The following is a 16867-nucleotide window of genomic DNA, read 5'->3' as shown; positions in this document are numbered from 1 at the left end:
CGCAGTCATCTGGGGCATGGAAGAGGCTGTCCGTCTCGTCTGGTGCCCGCTTCGTCTATTACCGCCCGAGAACCGCATCAGATGGAACAACGCAAAGTTACTTCGGAGCGGGGACGATCGAGCAGATTTCCGAGCAGGCGCCTGGTGATTTTGTCGCGACTATCGCTGACTACGTGCGCTTCGAGCGGCCGGTACCGTCGCCGGAGGGGCCCGTTGTCAACCACCAGACCTCAATCCTGCCGATCTCCAAAGGAGATTTTGACAAGTTAGTCAACCTGGGCCACGCGGGGACCCTCCCATGCGCCGGGCAACAGGTCTGGATATTTCAGGCCAATCCCAAACGTTGGGATTTGCTTGACTTTCTCGCAAAGCCATCAACACAGCCGGGCTCTGTCGACGACTGGACACTGAGCCGATACGCCAAGGATGTCTCAGACGGCGATACCGCTTTGCTCTGGACGGCGGGTGACCGGGCGGGGATCTATGCCACCGGGACCATCGTCGGTGAGAGCTTCACGCGGTCCCGTCAAGGCGGAGAGCCAAAGGGAGCCCCTCCCGAAAGCCTCGCGATTCGTTACCGTTTGGACCGCATCCTCGACCATCCTGTGTTGCGACGAGACCTGGTGAACCATCCGATTTTGAAGGATTTATTAATTATCCGCGAGCCGCAGGGGACCAATTTTCCTGTCACAGAGCAACAGTGGGAAGCGTTGCGCCCATTGATTGAATCGGCGGGCGGCACCCAGGCGACATCGCTTCCACCTCCGCAGCGGTTCGATCCACCGTATGATTTCGAATGGCTGCTCCGCGAAACCCTTTGGAGCAAAGGCAACCTCGACGACGTTCTCGAAACGCTCCACACACGTCGGCCCCAGATCATCCTGGCGGGTCCCCCGGGCACGGGCAAGACCTGGGTGGCGGAGCGAATCGGGAAATTCCTCACCGGGGGCCACCCGGATGCTGTTCATGTGGTCCAGTTCCACCCCAGCTACGCGTACGAAGATTTTGTTGAGGGGTTGCGGCCGGTGGCACGCGAAGGGCAGGTGGCGTTTGAGGTCGTCTCCGGAGTCCTGGTCAACGTCGCAGACCACGCCCGCCGGGTCGATCACCCCGTCGTCCTCGTCATCGACGAGATGAACCGGGCAAATCTCCCCAGCGTCTTCGGTGAGCTGTTGTATCTGCTCGAATACCGTGACAAGGAGATACAACTTCTTCACCGTGATCGTTTCTCACTGCCGCCTAACCTCTACGTCATCGGCACCATGAACACTGCGGATCGCAGCATCCGCAGTGTCGATACCGCCCTCAGAAGACGTTTCGACATTTTCGAGTGTCCACCTGAACCCGACATCCTGGATGCCTTCTACCGCAGCGGGGGAAACATCTCAGAGGTCCTTGGTTTGAGCGAAGGACTACGGAAGCTGAACGAAATGTTGACCCAGCATCTCGACAATCACCATACGATCGGCCACAGCTTCTTCATGGCAAAGCACTTCGGGCACAAAGACCTTCGCCATACTTGGCGTCACCAGATTAAGCCGCTGATCGCTGAGTATCTCTTCGACCAACCTGATCTTGTCCAGCAGTTCGACCTCACAACGTTCTGGCCGAGCGCCCTGGCCGATGAAGACTGAGCGGCTCACCGAGTCGAGGGCGTCGACGCTCGCTCTCACCGATAGCCAAGCCGATGAGCTGCGTCGGATCGGGCGTGCCCTCGCATCCCAAAAACAATGGTGGGGAGCCAGCGACGACGCCGACACGCCGACCCGCAGCGTTGTGCGATGCGAACACCTTAACGGTGCCCTGTACACCGTCGCAGTGTCCGATGCGATCGGAGCCATCGGGCTGGGCGATCTGCAACTGATCATCATGCCGAAGATCCCGCTGCCGCACCTGCTTTATCTGTTGGCCGAGTCGAACCAGGTTCCACGATCCCTGTACGAGCGGTCGAGGCTCGGGGCCGACGACAACTTCTTTAGTCTCATTGCACGATGGTTCGTCCATAGCTGTGAGGTACTCCTGAGGCACGGGCTGGCCAGTGACTACGGCAGAGTCACCGCCGACTTGGCGTGCGCACGGGGACGTATTCATACCCTGAAGACCGCAAGGTCGATACTTGCAGGTCGTCCCGTAATCTCTTGCGAATTCGAGCTATTCGGCGAAGACACCAGTTTGAACCGGGTGCTGAAAGCAGCAGTCCTGAGGCTGCTGGCGTTGCCGGGCTTGCCGTCAGAATTACGGGAGCGGTGCCGACGAATCCATCACCGGCTGACCGACATCGGAGAACTGCAGCCTGCCGACCTCGGCGTCAGACCAGGTGCCCTCAGCCGACGCTACCGTGACGCCCATCCACTAGCTCTGGCCATACTCGCGAGCACCGGTCTCAGCATGGAAGAGGGCCGAAAGTCAACCTGGACTTTCCTTTTCCGGACACCCGAGGCCGTCGAAGAAGGACTTCGGAATTCGCTACGCACACACCTTCAACCCGACTGGAAAGTCCAGAAGAAGGCCAAAATACTGCTTGGCGACCGTAGTAGAAGCATCAACCCTGACCTCATCTTCGGCAACAACGAAGCTGTCGGTGACGTGAAGTACCGCCTCAATGCCGACGGAGAAATCAAACGGAGCGAGCTGAACCAGGTCACAACCTTTGCCACGGGATACCACGCGCAGAAGGCGACCGTCATCGCCTTCGGCCCGTGCGAGCGAGGCGAGGAAGTACATGTGGGATCCGTCCAGGTGAACGGGTACAACTGGAACTCGGACGCGGTGACACCCGAGCAAGCCGCCGCACGACTCGCCGGAAGAGTCGGAACGTGGCTCGCTCAAAGCTCCGTTCGCGACGTGGCGGATGTCGAATGAAGCTCGGCGCCAATGGCACCACGTTCGGTATGCCCCGCAAGGTTCGGGAAATCCAGGACATAGCCACCGCCAAGCGTATGAAAGAAGATGGGCACACCGGCAGGGACATCGCCAGGTACTCTAGGGTGAGCAGGGCGACCCTCTACCGTTACCTCGCCGAGGCGAGTTAACCGCCACTTCGTTGCAGCCAGAGCTGCAGAGCTTCTTCCAATACATCATCGGGTTTGATCCCATCAGCTGCCGCTGCGCGTTGAATCGCATCGATCAACGTGACCGGCGCCCGGCCCGGATATGGATTACGAGAGTCTTGGCAGGGCGTGGGTTCGTGGAGCAGCTCGTCCCAAGGCCAGCTTCGGACCACATCGACGTACATGGCGGGAGTCAGAAACATCTGCTCGCCTTCGTTGAACCAGCCGAGAATCTGACAGTTCGCGGTCGCACGCTTAGCGACGCCGTCGTTGTGGATGAAATCATTGCGGATCTTGGCAAGCTCTCCGAAGAAGGGAAACGTGTAGTCGCGGTGACTGCAGTCCCAAACCTTCGCTAATTCGAACCGGTAGTGATCATTCCACTCCGCGAATATAAAGCTGATCCACTGTGCTCCTTGGATGCGTTGCACCTCGGTTTTCCGGGGTGGCGAGACTTCGCCGCGCATAGCCTGCAGCATTCCTTGTACTCCTGGTGCCGCCGCCTGGTAAACCTCCTCGATGCTGACCGTCGTGTCCGTCGGCCTACCAACCACAGCCACAGGTTCGCGGGCAAGCTCCACCCAACGCGATTGTGGGGGAGGGTATTTCAACTCCTCCATGCGAGTAGCGAACTCGGCATCGGCCAGCTCAACGATTCCCGCAGCCCCGACCAACGCTGCGAGCATCGAGACCTTGACCGTATGCTGCAACTCATCGACAAGTTCGGTGACCGATGCTGGCTCCGGATCCGCCACCAGCCTCGCCAACTCCTCTTCAGCTGTCGTCATGGTCGCCTCTAACTGCGACATAGCGGTACGAACGTCGGGGTCGGTCAGTAGATTGTCTACAGCCCGGTTCAAGGGTGCGATCGCAGCTTCCACTTCGCTACCAATTCTGGGTGGCGTGGCAGCAATTGCGTACGTGAATGGCATCGTGAATGCGCTGAAGGCGAACCGCCGGTTGTACTCGGCGTTTGGGCCACCGGTCTGCAGCTGGTGCTCAATGTTGTCAATCGCCTGCGGAATCGTCGCCGCGATCATGTCCCGCATGCGCTGCACCACATCAAGCCATCGAGCCGCACCGTGAACGCTGGTTGGATAGGTGTCGGTTTGGTTGAGTCGTCGGACCTGTCGACATGGCCAAGGTATCTCCGCCGGATGCGTACCGGTACAGGGCGCACCCCGTCGGCCACCTTCTGGCTGATGGTCAGCAAGCAACTGGCGGTAGCGATCTGCGGTGGCGTTGTCTTCGCTCATGGTTTTTGCAAACCGGTCCAACCGCGCTTCGATGGCCGAGCAAAGGTCGTCGGATTGGGGATCTAGATCGCTCATGGCTGATCGCCAGACTTCGGCTCCGGCGCCGAACGCTTCGCGATTCCGTGCAGATACTCGGCGCTCGCCGATAGCAGGTCGGGCGGGATCACCAGCGTGAGGGTCTCTTCAGCGCCGCCTCGCCGACGAACTTTCAGCGGAATGTGGTAGCCAGTGTGTTCCGGGTGGCTGAAGTCACGGCTTGCCATATGCACTGTCAGCCCGCTGATCGGCTCAATCAGGATGTATTCGTTCAACTCGGCGAGCATGGGCCCGACAAGGAGCCGTCGGCCTTCTCGCTCATTGAGCAAAAGCCATTCCGTTGCTGGGTCAGATAGCTGCTCCTGGTGTATATCGCAGACGGCCACGTCCGCCGGGAAATCGAATGCCCCGCTTGGCTCTTTCAGGCGGTGCATCGCAGTCGCCGGAAACTTACAGCGTTCGACCTGGCACTGGGCTCTCGTCGCCATTGTTCTACCCTCCGGCCATCGGGGACGGGTCGACCCGCTGGGTGCGGCTCTCCGCGTTGTCTGCCCCGATCTCCGCGCGATACTCGCACACGACACCGACAACGTTATTCCACTGACTTGTGAGGGCACCAAAACTCACGAAGTCACACAGGCCGGAAACGTGGGGAAGCGACAGTGGACATAACGCCGCCGTGGCGCACTGGGGACGTCTTGAGCGGCCCAATCTCTCAGCGGTGCCCGGGACCTTTCGAAGTAGAGTTGACGTTGCTTCACGAGATGCGTCACCCAGGCCCGGCTCGACGCACACCAACCCCATTGCTCGCGGGTGGTCCGGGTGACGCAGCGGCCGAGCACCAACCGGTCTTGGCAAGTGCGCCTCGCTTGCGAAGGTTCGGAAAAGCACGGAGTCTCAATGTCGGCCTCGACGGTCAGACGGAGGCACATACGAGTGCTGAGTGCGGCTGGATAGGTCCACCGCAGCCCACGAGAGAGTGGCATCTGCCTGGGTCAAGAGGCGTGGTCGCCACCTCCGGAGTTATCGGCCGAGCGCGATGCTGCCGAGGCAGGAGCCCTGGCAGCCTTGAAGTCTCACGAAAGAGCGTGGATGACCGAGACGACATGGCCGACGGGAGGTAGGAATGGGCGTGAGCGTCAGGGGCCTCAGTGATCGTCACCTTCACTCGCCTTGCCCCCAGTGTGGCTACGCGACACGGTATAAGCAGTGGCCGACAAAGTGCGCCTGCTCAAATACCCAACGACAGAAGGTCCGTACCGAGTGCTCATGTCATGGAGATCTGGGCTGAGCAGAGAGCAAGCACGAGCTGCAGATCGACCGCGCGGCTACATCGGGCCCGTGCGTATCGCCATCCGGTATGTCGCTCGGCCAGCTAGAGCCTCCGCGACGCAGATAACTCGATCGGACCGATTGCGGAACTACCGCCGAGGTCGGACACAATCGCTCGCGCAACTCGATGCACGTTAACCACTCCTACATACCGAGGCGGTCCCATCCGGTATGATAAAGCTGTCACTAACTACTAGAGCGGCCAGTGAGCCGGTAGAAAGTTGCGGGCGAAGCACGAGTCCCGGAGACAGTGCGTTTGAGCCCGAAGAACCGACAGTGATTCTCCATTGCTGACCTTGGCGTTCCGGGACGCCGAGCGGCCGCTTTGGAGGTTCGTGTCGTGTTATCGGAATTCCACCAGTTCAGTCCGCTCGCACTCGCGGCGTTCCTGTTAGCCATCCTGCTCTGGTTGGCATATTGCGTCTGGGCCTGGCACAAGCATGATCCCGACGATGCTGTGCGGCTCATTCAAGCGGCAGGGCTGTTCTTCCCGCTGCGGCCGCGATTACCCCGAGTACTGTCGCGCCGCAAGCGCACGAATAGCCGTCGCCGCTAGCACATACAAGTGCTTCAAATCAAACTGGTTTCCCGCTCCATAAGGTCAGACCGCTTTGGACGAGTACCCGTTGCTGCGTGGCCCCTCAGCGCTGGACTCACACGGACCGGCCGAGGGGGCCCGCCGTGCACAATGACCGGCTCAGACCCAACGGCGGGAAACTATCCACAGAAAATCATGTGGGTTCGTCGCCAGCGTCTGAGCACCGACATGCAGCGACAGCGTCCACCGGGCGAAGTCGATTGCGGTAACCACGGCTGGATCGTCAGGATCTCGTCCTTCAGCGCGGATCGCTTCTCGCTCGATTTCATCCATACTCGGTTTGGACGCAAACCGGTCGCAGTCGGTTCCCTCGCGTTCGGTCTGGCCGCCGTCGCTGGCGGCCGAGTCTGTAGACGCTGGCTATGATCGCCGGTCGTGTCGAATCAACTACCTTCGCTGGCGACGCCTGCCGAACTCGCCGAGTATCTCCACACCACTACCGCGTCGCTCGCTCAGAATCGTTACCGGGGTACCGGCCGGAAGTTCATCGAGCGCGGCAGCAGAGACTCTTGCCCGTGGTCAGACGTCTTGGAATGCTTGGAAAGCAACACGTTTCAACGTACCGACGGTCCGAGGTGCAGCGATGAGTGACGTCGCTGACGTAGCAGACCGTACCGTTCATCGATAGGTCGGCGTCAACGCTGACAGTGGCCGTCTGCTTTATCTGCAGCAATAAGTTGATCGCCGGTCTTGCCGAGGTTTGAGGTCAGAAAGTCGTCGGGCACCTGGTACCACGCACCATCCTCGTAAGCCCAGGTGAAGGCCTTGGTGGCGGCGCCGAGCACTTCGATTCGGACAATGGCGTGGTCGGCGCCATCCATACGGACACCGATAGCTTTGAGCTTCAGGCCGGTAGGAGAGCAGGCTTCTGAGTAACGGACGAAGTCTTGCTGAGCGATTCCGTCTCGCAGGCGCTTTGTGTAGAGGAGCCACTCACCGGCGAAATCACCCGAGGTGTGCCGGTCAGTTTTTTCCTGCGCCGCTGCGGTGGCTGCCGCGAGGTCCTTTCGTACGACCCCCCCATGGGGCTCCGAACCTTCTGCGGATTGTGGTGAGGCCGGCTTCGTCGCGGACAGGGGCGACGATTCCTGGTGCGACGACATCCAGCGAGGAATCGCGATGGCCGAGGCCACCACGGCAAGGGGAACCAGGATGGCTGCGGCGATCAGCCAGGCCCTGGCCCATGGCTGGCGGTACAGCACCGGCTCAGGATCGGCATTGTCGGACGACCAGGCCAGCTCGGGCGCAGCCTGCGTGGCGTTACGAACGACTTCGGTCGCGTCATCGCCTCCACCCTGACGCGAGGTAGCGGTGCAATCGCTGTAGGCCGATTTAGCGGTGCCATTTTCATCCGGGCGGACGTCCCCCTCGGGTTCCATAGTGGGCGAGGGTAATGCGGTATTGCCCTCTGCGAGACCAATTTGCAGGGCTCGGGTCACCCGCCCAGACCACCTAATTCCACGAGATCTGCCCTCGATGAAGCTCCCGTCGCTGCGGCAACCTGCCCGGACACAACGCGAAGCCGGAGATCGGATAGCTCGACGGTCATCCGCCGGGACCATGCAGGTTGGTACTCACCACTTGGCAACGGCTGGCAATCGAGGATTGCTGGTTATTCATCGCCTGTCAGCTTCGGGCCCCGTTTGGGCCTCTCAATCTTCACTCCGGCCGCTCGACATTCACGCAGATACTCCCGCAACGCCTTCCTCTTAGCCTTTTCGCGGGCGGCAGCGTTTTCCCTTTCTTGACGCCTGATATACCTGGCATATTGGACGAGCTTGTCTGAGCCGATCTGGGCACACGGTGGCTGCAAAGCGTCCTCTTCGTACTGTTCAACCAGTACTCCCAGAAAAAGCCAATACTCCGTCTCCGGGTCGACCGGGCCGCAGTTCCGGTGCACCCGACAGGCCGCTATCTCACGGGTCTCGAAGGAATTCAGACGGTAGTGGGGGGTCGGCGCCGCAGCTTTCCCACCCGGGGCAAACATTGTGAAGGTCTCACTCAACTCGCTGGCGCCATACACCAGCTTGTCCCACTCTCGCACGATCGCCCAATCCCTTGGCGCCCCATTTGCCCAATCGGCAGAAAGCCGCCCCAAAGCAGTCCAGACCTCCCCAGGAAAAATCCCCACATATCCCCGCCGTTTCTGGCAAGGATATGGGCCGCCCACATAGATGTGCCGCTTACTCGCTTTGACTGTGAGTTCTGGGACCTCTTTTGCAGTTGTAAAGGTACCTAGTGGTTGGTCCGTAGGGTCCTTATCCGTATCCGACGGGTCCTGATCAGAGGTGTGAGGAAAAAACGTAACCCCATAAATGGATGGGGGGGAGGTGTGGGTTGTTTCGTCTTGTTCTGCCAGCTGCATCCGAGCCCGGTATTCCTCAAATACTTCCTCCATGAGGGTGCCTAAGATCTCAGAATCACAAGCCCGCACGATGTAACTGTCGTGGACCGGCAATGGCGTGTAACCGGCCTGCTCCCTAAACCGCTTCATCAACGTCACCGTCATATCGGAGTCGACGCGCATCAACTTGGCCCCGGTGTCCGAGAAGAATGCGTACCTGATCTCGTGGTGCTTCTCCCGGACAGCCTTGAGCACCTTAAACGCCTCGTCGTAGGTGCAGCCTGACTCCTTGACCAGAGCATAGGCCGAAGCGTTCATGTCGTCACCGTTGAACGCGATTAGGCCACCCAATTTGCAGAGATCTCGCTTGTCCTCAAAGCCCGGGATGCAATAGGGATCGCCCGGCGGTATCTCCTTGCCCGCCCAGGCATAGGCCAGGCGGAAATGGTGCGCGGGGTAATCCAACTCCGCCATGGGCATAGGTTCGCCGCCGACAATCTCTACGATCTCGGCCCGCTGCTCTCCTGGCAGCTGCTGGTAGGACTCACCGTGGCAATACAGCCGACCCCCACGGTCGAAGCGCTGGTGGAACACCCTGCGCATAGGGGGTACCGGCACCAGCTGACCCTGTCGGCAGAATTCGCGGAGGGCGAATTCGTCATTGAACCCCCACATTTCCTCGCTCATGGCGCGGGTTTCGTCGGTGTCTGAGTAATCGTCGTTCTTTTTGTCGGCACCCCGCTTAATGATCACCTCCGGCCGTGTGGGGAGGGCACGGGGTTCCAATGGGTCAACCAGATCACCGATGAGATCCAACAGCTTCTGGGTGGGGTATGCGACTGATTCTCTACCCCGGTAGGGCCGGTTGCGGTTGGGCCTGCCCATGATGTGGTCGATGTAGCCGTCGGCCCACAGCCGGTTCGCCGCACCGGTCATGCGGCGATACGTGCAATAAGGGTCGCCGGTGCGGTTGTATCTGTGGTTATACCACTCCATACGGCGCGAGTAGCAAGTGCCCGTATTTCGAGTCTTGTGGTTAAAGACTACGGTCCGGGCGAAATTGGCATCGGCATAAGACTGCTCTTTATTGGGAGATAGGCCCATCTTGCTGACAATGGGCGCCAGCTGCTGCTCCTTGTCCCAGTGGCCACAGAACCGTACGTGGTCGTCATATAGTCGTGGGTCCTCCTCGACGCTTATACGGTCGAGTAATGCGCAAGATCGCTGGAATGCCATCAGCACCCCCCGCCAGATTGCACAGGGGCAGTATTAAATGCTAAAGTAGTCACCACACCACTCAATTTCTCGGGGCCTCGTTGACCATTCGGCGAGGCCCCGTCCCATATTTATCATTATTAAATCCGCATATTACAAAATAATGCGGAGCTATGCATATACGGTTGGAAATTCGGCTTTGCGCTCGGCGCAATCGTCATGACCACCGTAAATTTCTCTCACTCTCGTCCACTCATGATGGGGATCAGTGCACTTATCGAGACTGACTCGGTAAACCTCGAATGCCGGGTCGGATATGCCGTAGGCCGAGCAGGAACCGGTCCCGGAATTGATCGGGGTAATACACTTCATCTGACATCACCAGGAATGCGAACAGACCGGATAACCTCGGCGAGCTGATGGCGTTGTTTGTCGGTCAGCCGGGGCGCCTCAGACAACACTGCCTCGACGTAATCGTCCAATTCCACAGCGGCCTGTTCCATGCCGATATGCACGCAGGAAATCGTAGAACTATTGGAAAGGAATTCGCAATAACAGCAGGTCAAGCGGTTACTGAGACCAGTTCGCGAGATCAGATCGTTGTCAAATCCGTTTCAAACGGAATTACTTTTAATTTCATTTTTCCAGACGAAATCGATGGTTTCTTTTTCGAATCTAGGCCCGTGCTCCTCGCGGCTTTTGAGGACGACTGCCTCTAGTCCAATGGTCTGCAACGTCTTACGCCTCTGCGGTATCGACATTGCCTCCCAGCAGGCTGCGGCCTAGGGTCCGGCGAGTTTCTTCAGTTGCCCGATATCGAGCCTCTTGAGAGGGGCGCCATCAACGTGCACCGTCCGTTGGCGTTCTCCGATCAAACGAGACTCCATGAGTACCTGCTACAAAAATAGGCTCACCCACCTGATGGCGGTGTCGGGCGCCAACGTGACCATCGTCTGCGGGGCCGTGCTGTTCTCGGCGCGCGTGGTCGGACCGCGGGCGGCCGTCGTCCTGGCCGGGCTGGCCCTGGTCGCGTTCGTCGTCGTCGTGCAGCCGACGGCGAGCGTGCTGCGGGCGGCCGTGATGGGCGCCATCGCGCTGGCCGGGGTCCTGACTTCGCGGCGCCGCCAAGCCATTCCGGCGTTATGCGCCACGGTGCTGGGCCTGCTCGCGTTGGCCCCACAATTGGCCGTCGACGTGGGCTTCGCGCTGTCGGTGGCCGCGACCGCCGCGTTGGTCGTCATCGCGCCGGGCTGGTCGCGGCGCCTTGCGGGCAGGGGATGCCCCAAACCGCTGGCCGACGCGCTGTCGATCGCGGCGGCCGCACACGTGGTGACCGCCCCGTTGGTGGCCGGCATCTCCGGGCGGGTCAGCCTGGTGGCGATGGCCGCCAACCTGGCGGCGGCACCCGTCATTGCGCCGATCACGGTGCTGGGCAGCGCCGCCGCTGTGTTGAGCGTGGCATGGGCCGCGGGCGCCCATTTGCTGATCCGCTTCACCGGCCCCGAGCTGTGGTGGGTGGTGCGGGTGGCCCGTTGGTCGGCCGGCGCGCCCGCGGCGACGGTGCCCGTGCCCTCCGGTATGCCCGGGGTGCTGCTCGTCGCCGCGGTGACCGTGCTGATCGTCGTGGTGGTCGCCCGGCGGCGCGGAAGGCGCTGGCTCGGCGCCGCGGCCGCCCTCTGCGCGCTGGCTTGGTGGTTGTCCGACCTGCTGGATCCCGGGGCGGTCTAGTCGGTCGGTCGTGACACCATCGTGGGGTGAGCGACGATTCGCCGTTGCACCTGGTGCTGGGAGACGAGGAGCTGCTGGTCGAGCGGGCGGTGGCCGACGTGCTGCGGTCGGCCCGCCAGCGGGCCGGCATCGAGGACGTTCCCGTCAGCCGCATGCGGGCGGGTGACGTCAGCACCTATGAGCTCGCCGAACTGCTGAGCCCGTCGCTGTTCGGCGACGAGCGGATCGTCGTCCTGGAGGCGGCCGGGGAAGCGGGCAAGGAGGCGGCTGCGGTGATCGCCTCCGCCGCGGCCGACGTTCCGATGGGCACGATGCTGGTGGTGGTGCACTCGGGGGGAGGGCGGGCCAAGGCGCTGGCCAGTGAGTTGCAGTCGCTCGGCGCCGTCGTACACCCGTGCGCGCGGATCACGAAGGTCAGCGAGCGGGTCGACTTCGTCCGCAAGGAGTTTCGGGCGTTGCGGGTGAAGGTCGACGAGGAGACCGTGACGGCGATGCTGGACGCGGTCGGCTCCGACGTGCGGGAGCTTGCGGCGGCCTGTTCGCAGTTGGTCGCCGACACCGGCGGCGTCGTCGACGCCGCCGCGGTCCGCCGCTACCACAGCGGCAAAGCCGAAGTGAAGGGCTTCGACATCGCGGACAAGGCGGTGGCCGGCGACGTCGCGGGCGCCGTCGAGGCGCTGCGGTGGGCGATGCTGCGCGGTGAGCCACTGGTGGTGCTGGCCGACGCGCTGGCCGAAGCCATCCACACGATCGGGCGGGTCGGGCCGCTTTCGGGCGACCCTTATCGGCTCGCGTCCCAGCTGGGCATGCCCCCGTGGCGGGTGCAAAAGGCCCAGAAGCAGGCGCGGTACTGGTCGCGTGACAGCGTGGCGGCGGCGATGAAGGTGGTGGCGACGCTCAACGCCAACGTCAAGGGCGCCGTCGCGGACGCCGATTACGCGCTGGAGTCGGCGGTCAGGACGGTGGCCGAGCTGGCCGCCAACCGAACCCGGTGAGCGGGGCTCAGAGCTTGTTGAGCGCGCGCGCCAGGGCGGACTTCTTGTTGGCCGCCTGATTCTTGTGGATCACGCCCTTGCTGGCCGCTTTGTCCAGCTTGCGGGTGGTCGCCGCGAGCAACTCCGTGGCCTTCTCTTTGTCGCCGGCGTGGGCGGCCTCGCGGAACGCGCGGACGGCGGTGCGAAGCGACGACTTCACCGACTTGTTGCGCAGTCGAGCGCGCTCGTTGGTGCGATTGCGCTTCTGCTGCGACTTGATGTTGGCCACGCTTTAGTTCCTTCTGCGATTCGACGTTTGCTTGGGGCGCCGGATACCACCACGGCGACTGCCCAGGTTATCAGTCGGTTACGTTTTCTCCCAAAACGGGAACCCGTGGCCTGCCATAACGTCAATTTGAGGCAGCATCTAACACCGTGAGTCTTCCGAGTCAGCTTGAGGAAACCAGGGGGAGTTTGCGCGCCGCGCGCAGCGAGCGCATTTTCGGCGGATACAACACGTCGTCGGACGTGTACGCGATGGCCTTCGACGAGATGTTCGATGCGCATGGCGCCGTGCGGGGACCCTACAAGGGCATCTACACCGAGCTCGCCCCGTCGGACGCCTCGGAGCTCAAGGCGCGCGCCGACGCCCTGGGCCGCGCGTTCATCGACCAGGGCATCACGTTCTCGCTGTCGGGCCAGGAGCGGCCTTTTCCGCTCGACCTGGTTCCCCGGGTCATCTCGGCCGCCGAATGGAGCCGGTTGGAGCGCGGCATCATCCAGCGCGTCAAGGCCCTCGAGATGTATCTCGACGACATCTACGGCGACCAGGAGATCCTCAACGACGACATCATCCCGCGCCGCCTGATCACCTCCTGCGAGCATTTCCACCGCGAGGCGATGGGCATCGTCCCGCCCAACGGCGTGCGCATCCACGTCGCCGGCATCGACCTGATTCGCGACGAGAAGGGGAATTTCCGCGTCCTCGAGGACAACCTGCGTTCGCCCTCCGGGGTGTCGTACGTCATGGAGAACCGGCGGACCATGGCGCGGGTCTTTCCGAATCTGTTCGCCACCCACCGGGTGCGTGCGGTCGACGACTACGCGTCCCACCTGCTGCGGGCCCTGCGCAATTCCGCGGCCACCAACGAGGCCGACCCCACGGTGGTGGTGCTGACCCCCGGTGTGTACAACTCGGCCTACTTCGAGCACTCGCTGCTGGCCCGCCAGATGGGCGTCGAGCTCGTGGAAGGTCGCGACCTGTTCTGCCGGGACAACCAGGTGTACATGCGCACGACCGAAGGGGAGGTGCAGGTCGACGTCATCTACCGGCGCATCGACGACGCCTTCCTGGACCCGCTCCAGTTCCGGGCCGACTCGGTGCTGGGCGTGGCAGGCCTGGTCAACGCCGCGCGCGCCGGCAACGTCGTCGTGTCCAGCGCCATCGGCAATGGTGTTGGCGACGACAAGCTCGTCTACACCTATGTGCCGACCATGATCGAGTACTACCTGGGTGAGAAGCCGTTGCTGGCCAACGTCGAGACCTACCGGTGCTGGCTCGACGACGAACGCGAAGAGGTGCTGGACCGGATCGACGAGTTGGTGCTCAAGCCGGTCGAAGGGTCCGGCGGGTACGGCATCGTGTTCGGGCCGGAAGCCTCCGAGAAGGAGTTGGCCACGGTCGCCAAGAAGGTTCGCGACGATCCGCGCAGCTGGATCGCCCAGCCGATGATGGAGCTGTCGACCGTGCCGACGCAGATCGGAAACACGCTCGCGCCGCGATACGTCGACCTGCGGCCTTTCGCGGTCAACGACGGCGACGACGTGTGGGTGCTGCCCGGCGGGCTGACCCGGGTCGCCCTGGTCGAGGGCTCGCGGGTGGTCAACTCCAGCCAGGGTGGCGGCTCGAAGGACACCTGGGTGCTGGCGTCGCGGACCTCGGCCGGCGACCACGAGCTCGGCGCCGCGGAAGTGGTGCGCTCGCTGCCGGAGTCGATGCCCGACCCGGAGGTGGACGGCGCGCCGCGGCTGACGCAAACCCAGTCCCTGACCAGGGAATCACCCCAGGAACAGCAGCTTCAGCAACAGCAGCGGCGGAGGAGGCGCTGATGCTGGCCCGAAACGCCGAGGCGCTGTTCTGGATCGGCCGCTATGTCGAGCGCGCCGACGACACCGCCCGCATCCTCGACGTGGTGCTGCACCAGCTGCTCGAGGATTCCAGCGTCGACCCGGACCAGACGTCTCGGCTGCTGCTGCGGGTGCTCGGGATCGATCCCCCGAGCCACGACCTGGACGTGTGGTCATTGACCGACCTGGTGGCCTTCAGCACCAATGCCTCGGGCGGTTCATCGATCGTCGACGCGATCACGGCGGCGCGGGAAAATGCGAAGTCGGCACGGGAGGTCACCTCCAGCGAGATCTGGGAGTGCCTCAACGGCACCTATCATGCCCTGGCCGAACGCGAGCGCGCGGCCAAACGCCTTGGGCCCCATGAATTCCTGTCCTACATCGAGGGGCGCGCGGCGATGTTCGCCGGGCTGGCCGACTCGACGTTGTCACGCGACGACGGGTACCGCTTCATGGTGCTGGGCCGTGCGATCGAGCGGATCGACATGACGGTGCGGCTGTTGCTTTCGCGGGTGGGGGACAGCGCTTCCTCCCCGGCGTGGGTGACGTTGCTGCGCTCCGCGGGCGCGCACGACACCTACCTGCGCACCTATCGCGGCGTGCTCGACGCCAGCCGCGTGGTCGAGTTCATGCTGCTCGACCGGCTGTTCCCGCGTTCGGTGTTCTATTCGCTGCGGCTGGCCGAACACAACCTCGACGAACTGCTGCACAACCGCCAGAGCCGCATCGGGGCCACGGGGGAGGCGCAGCGGTTGCTCGGGCAGGCCCGCAGCGAGCTGGAATTCGTGCAACCCGGTGTGCTGCTGGAGTCGCTGGAGAGCCGCTTGGCCGGACTGCAGCGAACGTGTCGCGACGTCGGAGAAGCGTTGTCCGTGCAGTACTTTCACGTCACTCCGTGGGTGGCGTGGTCGGATGCCGCCGACCGCCGGCTGGTCAGCAGGCAGGGGGACGCCTGATGTGGCGGCTGCGGGTGGTGCACACCACCGGATACGCCTACCAGTCGGCGGTGACCGCCTCCTACAACGAGGCGCGGCTGACCCCGCGGTCGAACACCAGGCAGAACGTCATCCTCAATCGCGTCGAGACGATCCCGGCCACCCGGTCCTACCGCTACATCGACTATTGGGGCACCGCGGTGACGGCGTTCGATCTGCACGCGCCGCACACCGATCTCACCGTGACGTCGTCCTCGGTGGTCGAGACCGAGCAGCCGGAACCGGCGGTGACCGACGTCGGCTGGGACGATCTGCGATCCGCGGCGGTGATCGATCGGTTCGACGAGTTGCTGCGCCCCACCGCGCACACCCCGGCGAGCAAAAAGGTTGTCTCCATAGCCAAGAAGATCGCCAAGGCGCACCAGCCCGCCGAGGCCGTCGCCGCCGCGGCGCACTGGGTGCGCGGCGAGCTGGACTACTTGCCGGGCACCACCAGCGTGCACTCGTCGGGGCTGGACGCGTTGAACGCGGGCAAGGGTGTGTGTCAGGACTTCGTACACCTTTCGCTGATGTTGTTGCGCGCCATGGGGATTCCGGCGCATTACGTGTCGGGTTATCTGCATCCCAAGCGCCACGCCGTCGTCGGGGACACGGTGGACGGGCGCAGCCACGCCTGGATTCAGGCGTGGACCGGGGGGTGGTGGAGCTACGACCCGACCAACGAGACCGAGATCTCCGAGCAGTACGTCAGCGTGGGCGCCGGCCGCGACTACACCGACGTTCCACCCCTGAAGGGCATCTACTCCGGAGAGGGTGCGACCGATCTCGACGTCGTCGTGGAGGTCACCCGGCTGGCTTAGCCGTCCGGGCATAGCGTGCACGCATGGACTACAGCGGGCGCCGGCCCGCCGGCTTCTCGTTGCCGCTGCTTTCGACGCTGTGCGTGACGCTGCTCTTCGGCGGGATCGCCGTCGGCGTCGGCCTGGGCGGCGTGATGCCGTTGCCGTATGGGCCGGCGGCCGCGGTCGTGGCCTACGTCCGCGCGCAGCCGGTCGCCGGGCGCGTCGTCGCGGTTGCGACGTTCGCGTCGTCGGTCCCCCTGGCCGTCTACGCCGCGACGGTGGGCGTGCGGCTGCGGCGCCTCGGGGCGGGCTGGCCGGTAGCCGCGATCGCGCTGACGGGGGGCATCTTGGCGGCCGGCGCGCTGGTGCACACCGTGATCCGGTAGGACTTCGTCGGCAAGATCCCGGATCTTCGGCTGCAGGACATCTG

15 protein-coding genes, 2 pseudogenes and 1 riboswitch are annotated in these 16867 nt (G+C 62.9%); of the genes and pseudogenes, 10 read left to right on the top strand and 7 right to left on the bottom strand.

Going from position 1 to position 16867, the window contains the following annotated elements; translation table 11 throughout:
• From A5701_RS28585 to A5701_RS29015, 3 genes are all read left to right on the top strand, one after another.
• The coding region (locus tag A5701_RS28585; protein WP_197505011.1) for an McrB family protein at window positions 1-1634 on the top strand (1634 nt) is incomplete at its 5' end.
• Entirely contained in the window at window positions 1624-2862 is a 1239-nt protein-coding gene (locus A5701_RS18275; RefSeq protein ID WP_067756757.1) for an McrC family protein, read from the top strand. The genes A5701_RS28585 and A5701_RS18275, both read left to right, overlap by 11 nt.
• Entirely contained in the window at window positions 2859-3032 is a 174-nt protein-coding gene (locus A5701_RS29015) for a helix-turn-helix domain-containing protein (protein ID WP_082969787.1), read from the top strand. The genes A5701_RS18275 and A5701_RS29015 overlap by 4 nt, the downstream gene beginning before the upstream one ends.
• Here the strand turns inward: A5701_RS29015 and A5701_RS18270 are convergent.
• Entirely contained in the window at window positions 3029-4381 is a 1353-nt protein-coding gene (locus A5701_RS18270; protein WP_156670157.1) for a hypothetical protein, read from the bottom strand. The two genes, A5701_RS29015 and A5701_RS18270, sit on opposite strands and share 4 nt — an antisense overlap.
• Window positions 4378-4830 (bottom strand): hypothetical protein, encoded by a 453-nt coding sequence (locus A5701_RS18265; protein ID WP_067756752.1) that lies wholly within the window; start codon window positions 4828-4830, stop codon window positions 4378-4380. The genes A5701_RS18270 and A5701_RS18265 overlap by 4 nt, the downstream gene beginning before the upstream one ends.
• Before the next feature lie 267 nt (window positions 4831-5097).
• Window positions 5098-5209, top strand: a riboswitch (SAM riboswitch).
• 805 nt (window positions 5210-6014) lie between these two features.
• On the opposite strand from A5701_RS18265, the gene A5701_RS28295 reads away from it, so the two are divergent.
• Window positions 6015-6230 carry a hypothetical protein gene (locus A5701_RS28295; protein WP_156670156.1) on the top strand — a complete coding sequence of 72 codons (216 nt, stop codon included), beginning with the start codon at window positions 6015-6017 and terminating at the stop codon, window positions 6228-6230.
• Between the two features lie 141 nt (window positions 6231-6371).
• Here A5701_RS28295 and A5701_RS28290 read toward each other — a convergent pair whose 3' ends face one another.
• The 4 genes from A5701_RS28290 to A5701_RS28285 form a co-directional block, all read right to left on the bottom strand.
• Entirely contained in the window at window positions 6372-6545 is a 174-nt protein-coding gene (locus A5701_RS28290) for a hypothetical protein (RefSeq protein ID WP_156670155.1), read from the bottom strand.
• Window positions 6546-6907: 362 nt separating this feature from the next.
• The gene (locus A5701_RS18260) at window positions 6908-7651 is read right to left on the bottom strand and encodes a hypothetical protein (protein WP_156670154.1); all 744 of its coding nucleotides are present in this window, start codon (window positions 7649-7651) and stop codon (window positions 6908-6910) included.
• 233 nt (window positions 7652-7884) lie between these two features.
• Window positions 7885-9858, bottom strand: a complete 1974-nt coding sequence (locus A5701_RS18255) for a hypothetical protein (protein ID WP_156670153.1) — start codon at window positions 9856-9858, stop codon at window positions 7885-7887.
• A gap of 341 nt (window positions 9859-10199) precedes the next feature.
• Entirely contained in the window at window positions 10200-10346 is a 147-nt protein-coding gene (locus tag A5701_RS28285; protein WP_156670152.1) for a hypothetical protein, read from the bottom strand.
• A 394-nt stretch (window positions 10347-10740) separates the two neighbouring features.
• Here A5701_RS28285 and A5701_RS18250 point away from each other — a divergent pair.
• Window positions 10741-11559 (top strand): annotated as a pseudogene (locus tag A5701_RS18250) (ComEC/Rec2 family competence protein); the annotation flags it as partial.
• A gap of 44 nt (window positions 11560-11603) precedes the next feature.
• A complete protein-coding gene (gene holA / locus A5701_RS18245) occupies window positions 11604-12554 on the top strand; it encodes a DNA polymerase III subunit delta (protein WP_156670158.1) in 951 nt (316 codons plus the stop codon).
• Window positions 12555-12561: 7 nt separating this feature from the next.
• Here the strand turns inward: holA and rpsT are convergent, their stop codons facing one another.
• Window positions 12562-12822, bottom strand: a complete 261-nt coding sequence (gene rpsT / locus A5701_RS18240; RefSeq protein ID WP_067756740.1) for a 30S ribosomal protein S20 — start codon at window positions 12820-12822, stop codon at window positions 12562-12564.
• Window positions 12823-12968: 146 nt separating this feature from the next.
• Here rpsT and A5701_RS18235 point away from each other — a divergent pair, with 146 nt between their 5' ends.
• From A5701_RS18235 to A5701_RS18220, 4 genes and pseudogenes are all read left to right on the top strand, one after another.
• A complete protein-coding gene (locus A5701_RS18235) occupies window positions 12969-14642 on the top strand; it encodes a circularly permuted type 2 ATP-grasp protein (RefSeq protein WP_067756737.1) in 1674 nt (557 codons plus the stop codon).
• A complete protein-coding gene (locus A5701_RS18230; protein WP_067756734.1) occupies window positions 14642-15616 on the top strand; it encodes an alpha-E domain-containing protein in 975 nt (324 codons plus the stop codon). The genes A5701_RS18235 and A5701_RS18230 overlap by 1 nt, the downstream gene beginning before the upstream one ends.
• On the top strand, window positions 15616-16455 hold the full coding sequence (locus A5701_RS18225) for a transglutaminase family protein (RefSeq protein ID WP_067756731.1): 840 nt from the start codon (window positions 15616-15618) through the stop codon (window positions 16453-16455). Before A5701_RS18230 ends, A5701_RS18225 begins: the two co-directional genes overlap by 1 nt.
• 122 nt (window positions 16456-16577) lie before the next feature.
• Window positions 16578-16802 (top strand): annotated as a pseudogene (locus A5701_RS18220) (hypothetical protein); the annotation flags it as partial.
• Window positions 16803-16867 lie beyond the last annotated feature (65 nt).

Origin of the sequence: Mycobacterium sp. E3305 (assembly GCF_001666785.1) — a bacterium.
In the GTDB taxonomy this organism is placed as follows: Bacteria; Actinomycetota; Actinomycetes; order Mycobacteriales; family Mycobacteriaceae; genus Mycobacterium.
The sequence above is the reverse complement of the archived record's forward strand: the minus strand, read 5'-3'. Positions and strand labels throughout refer to the sequence as shown.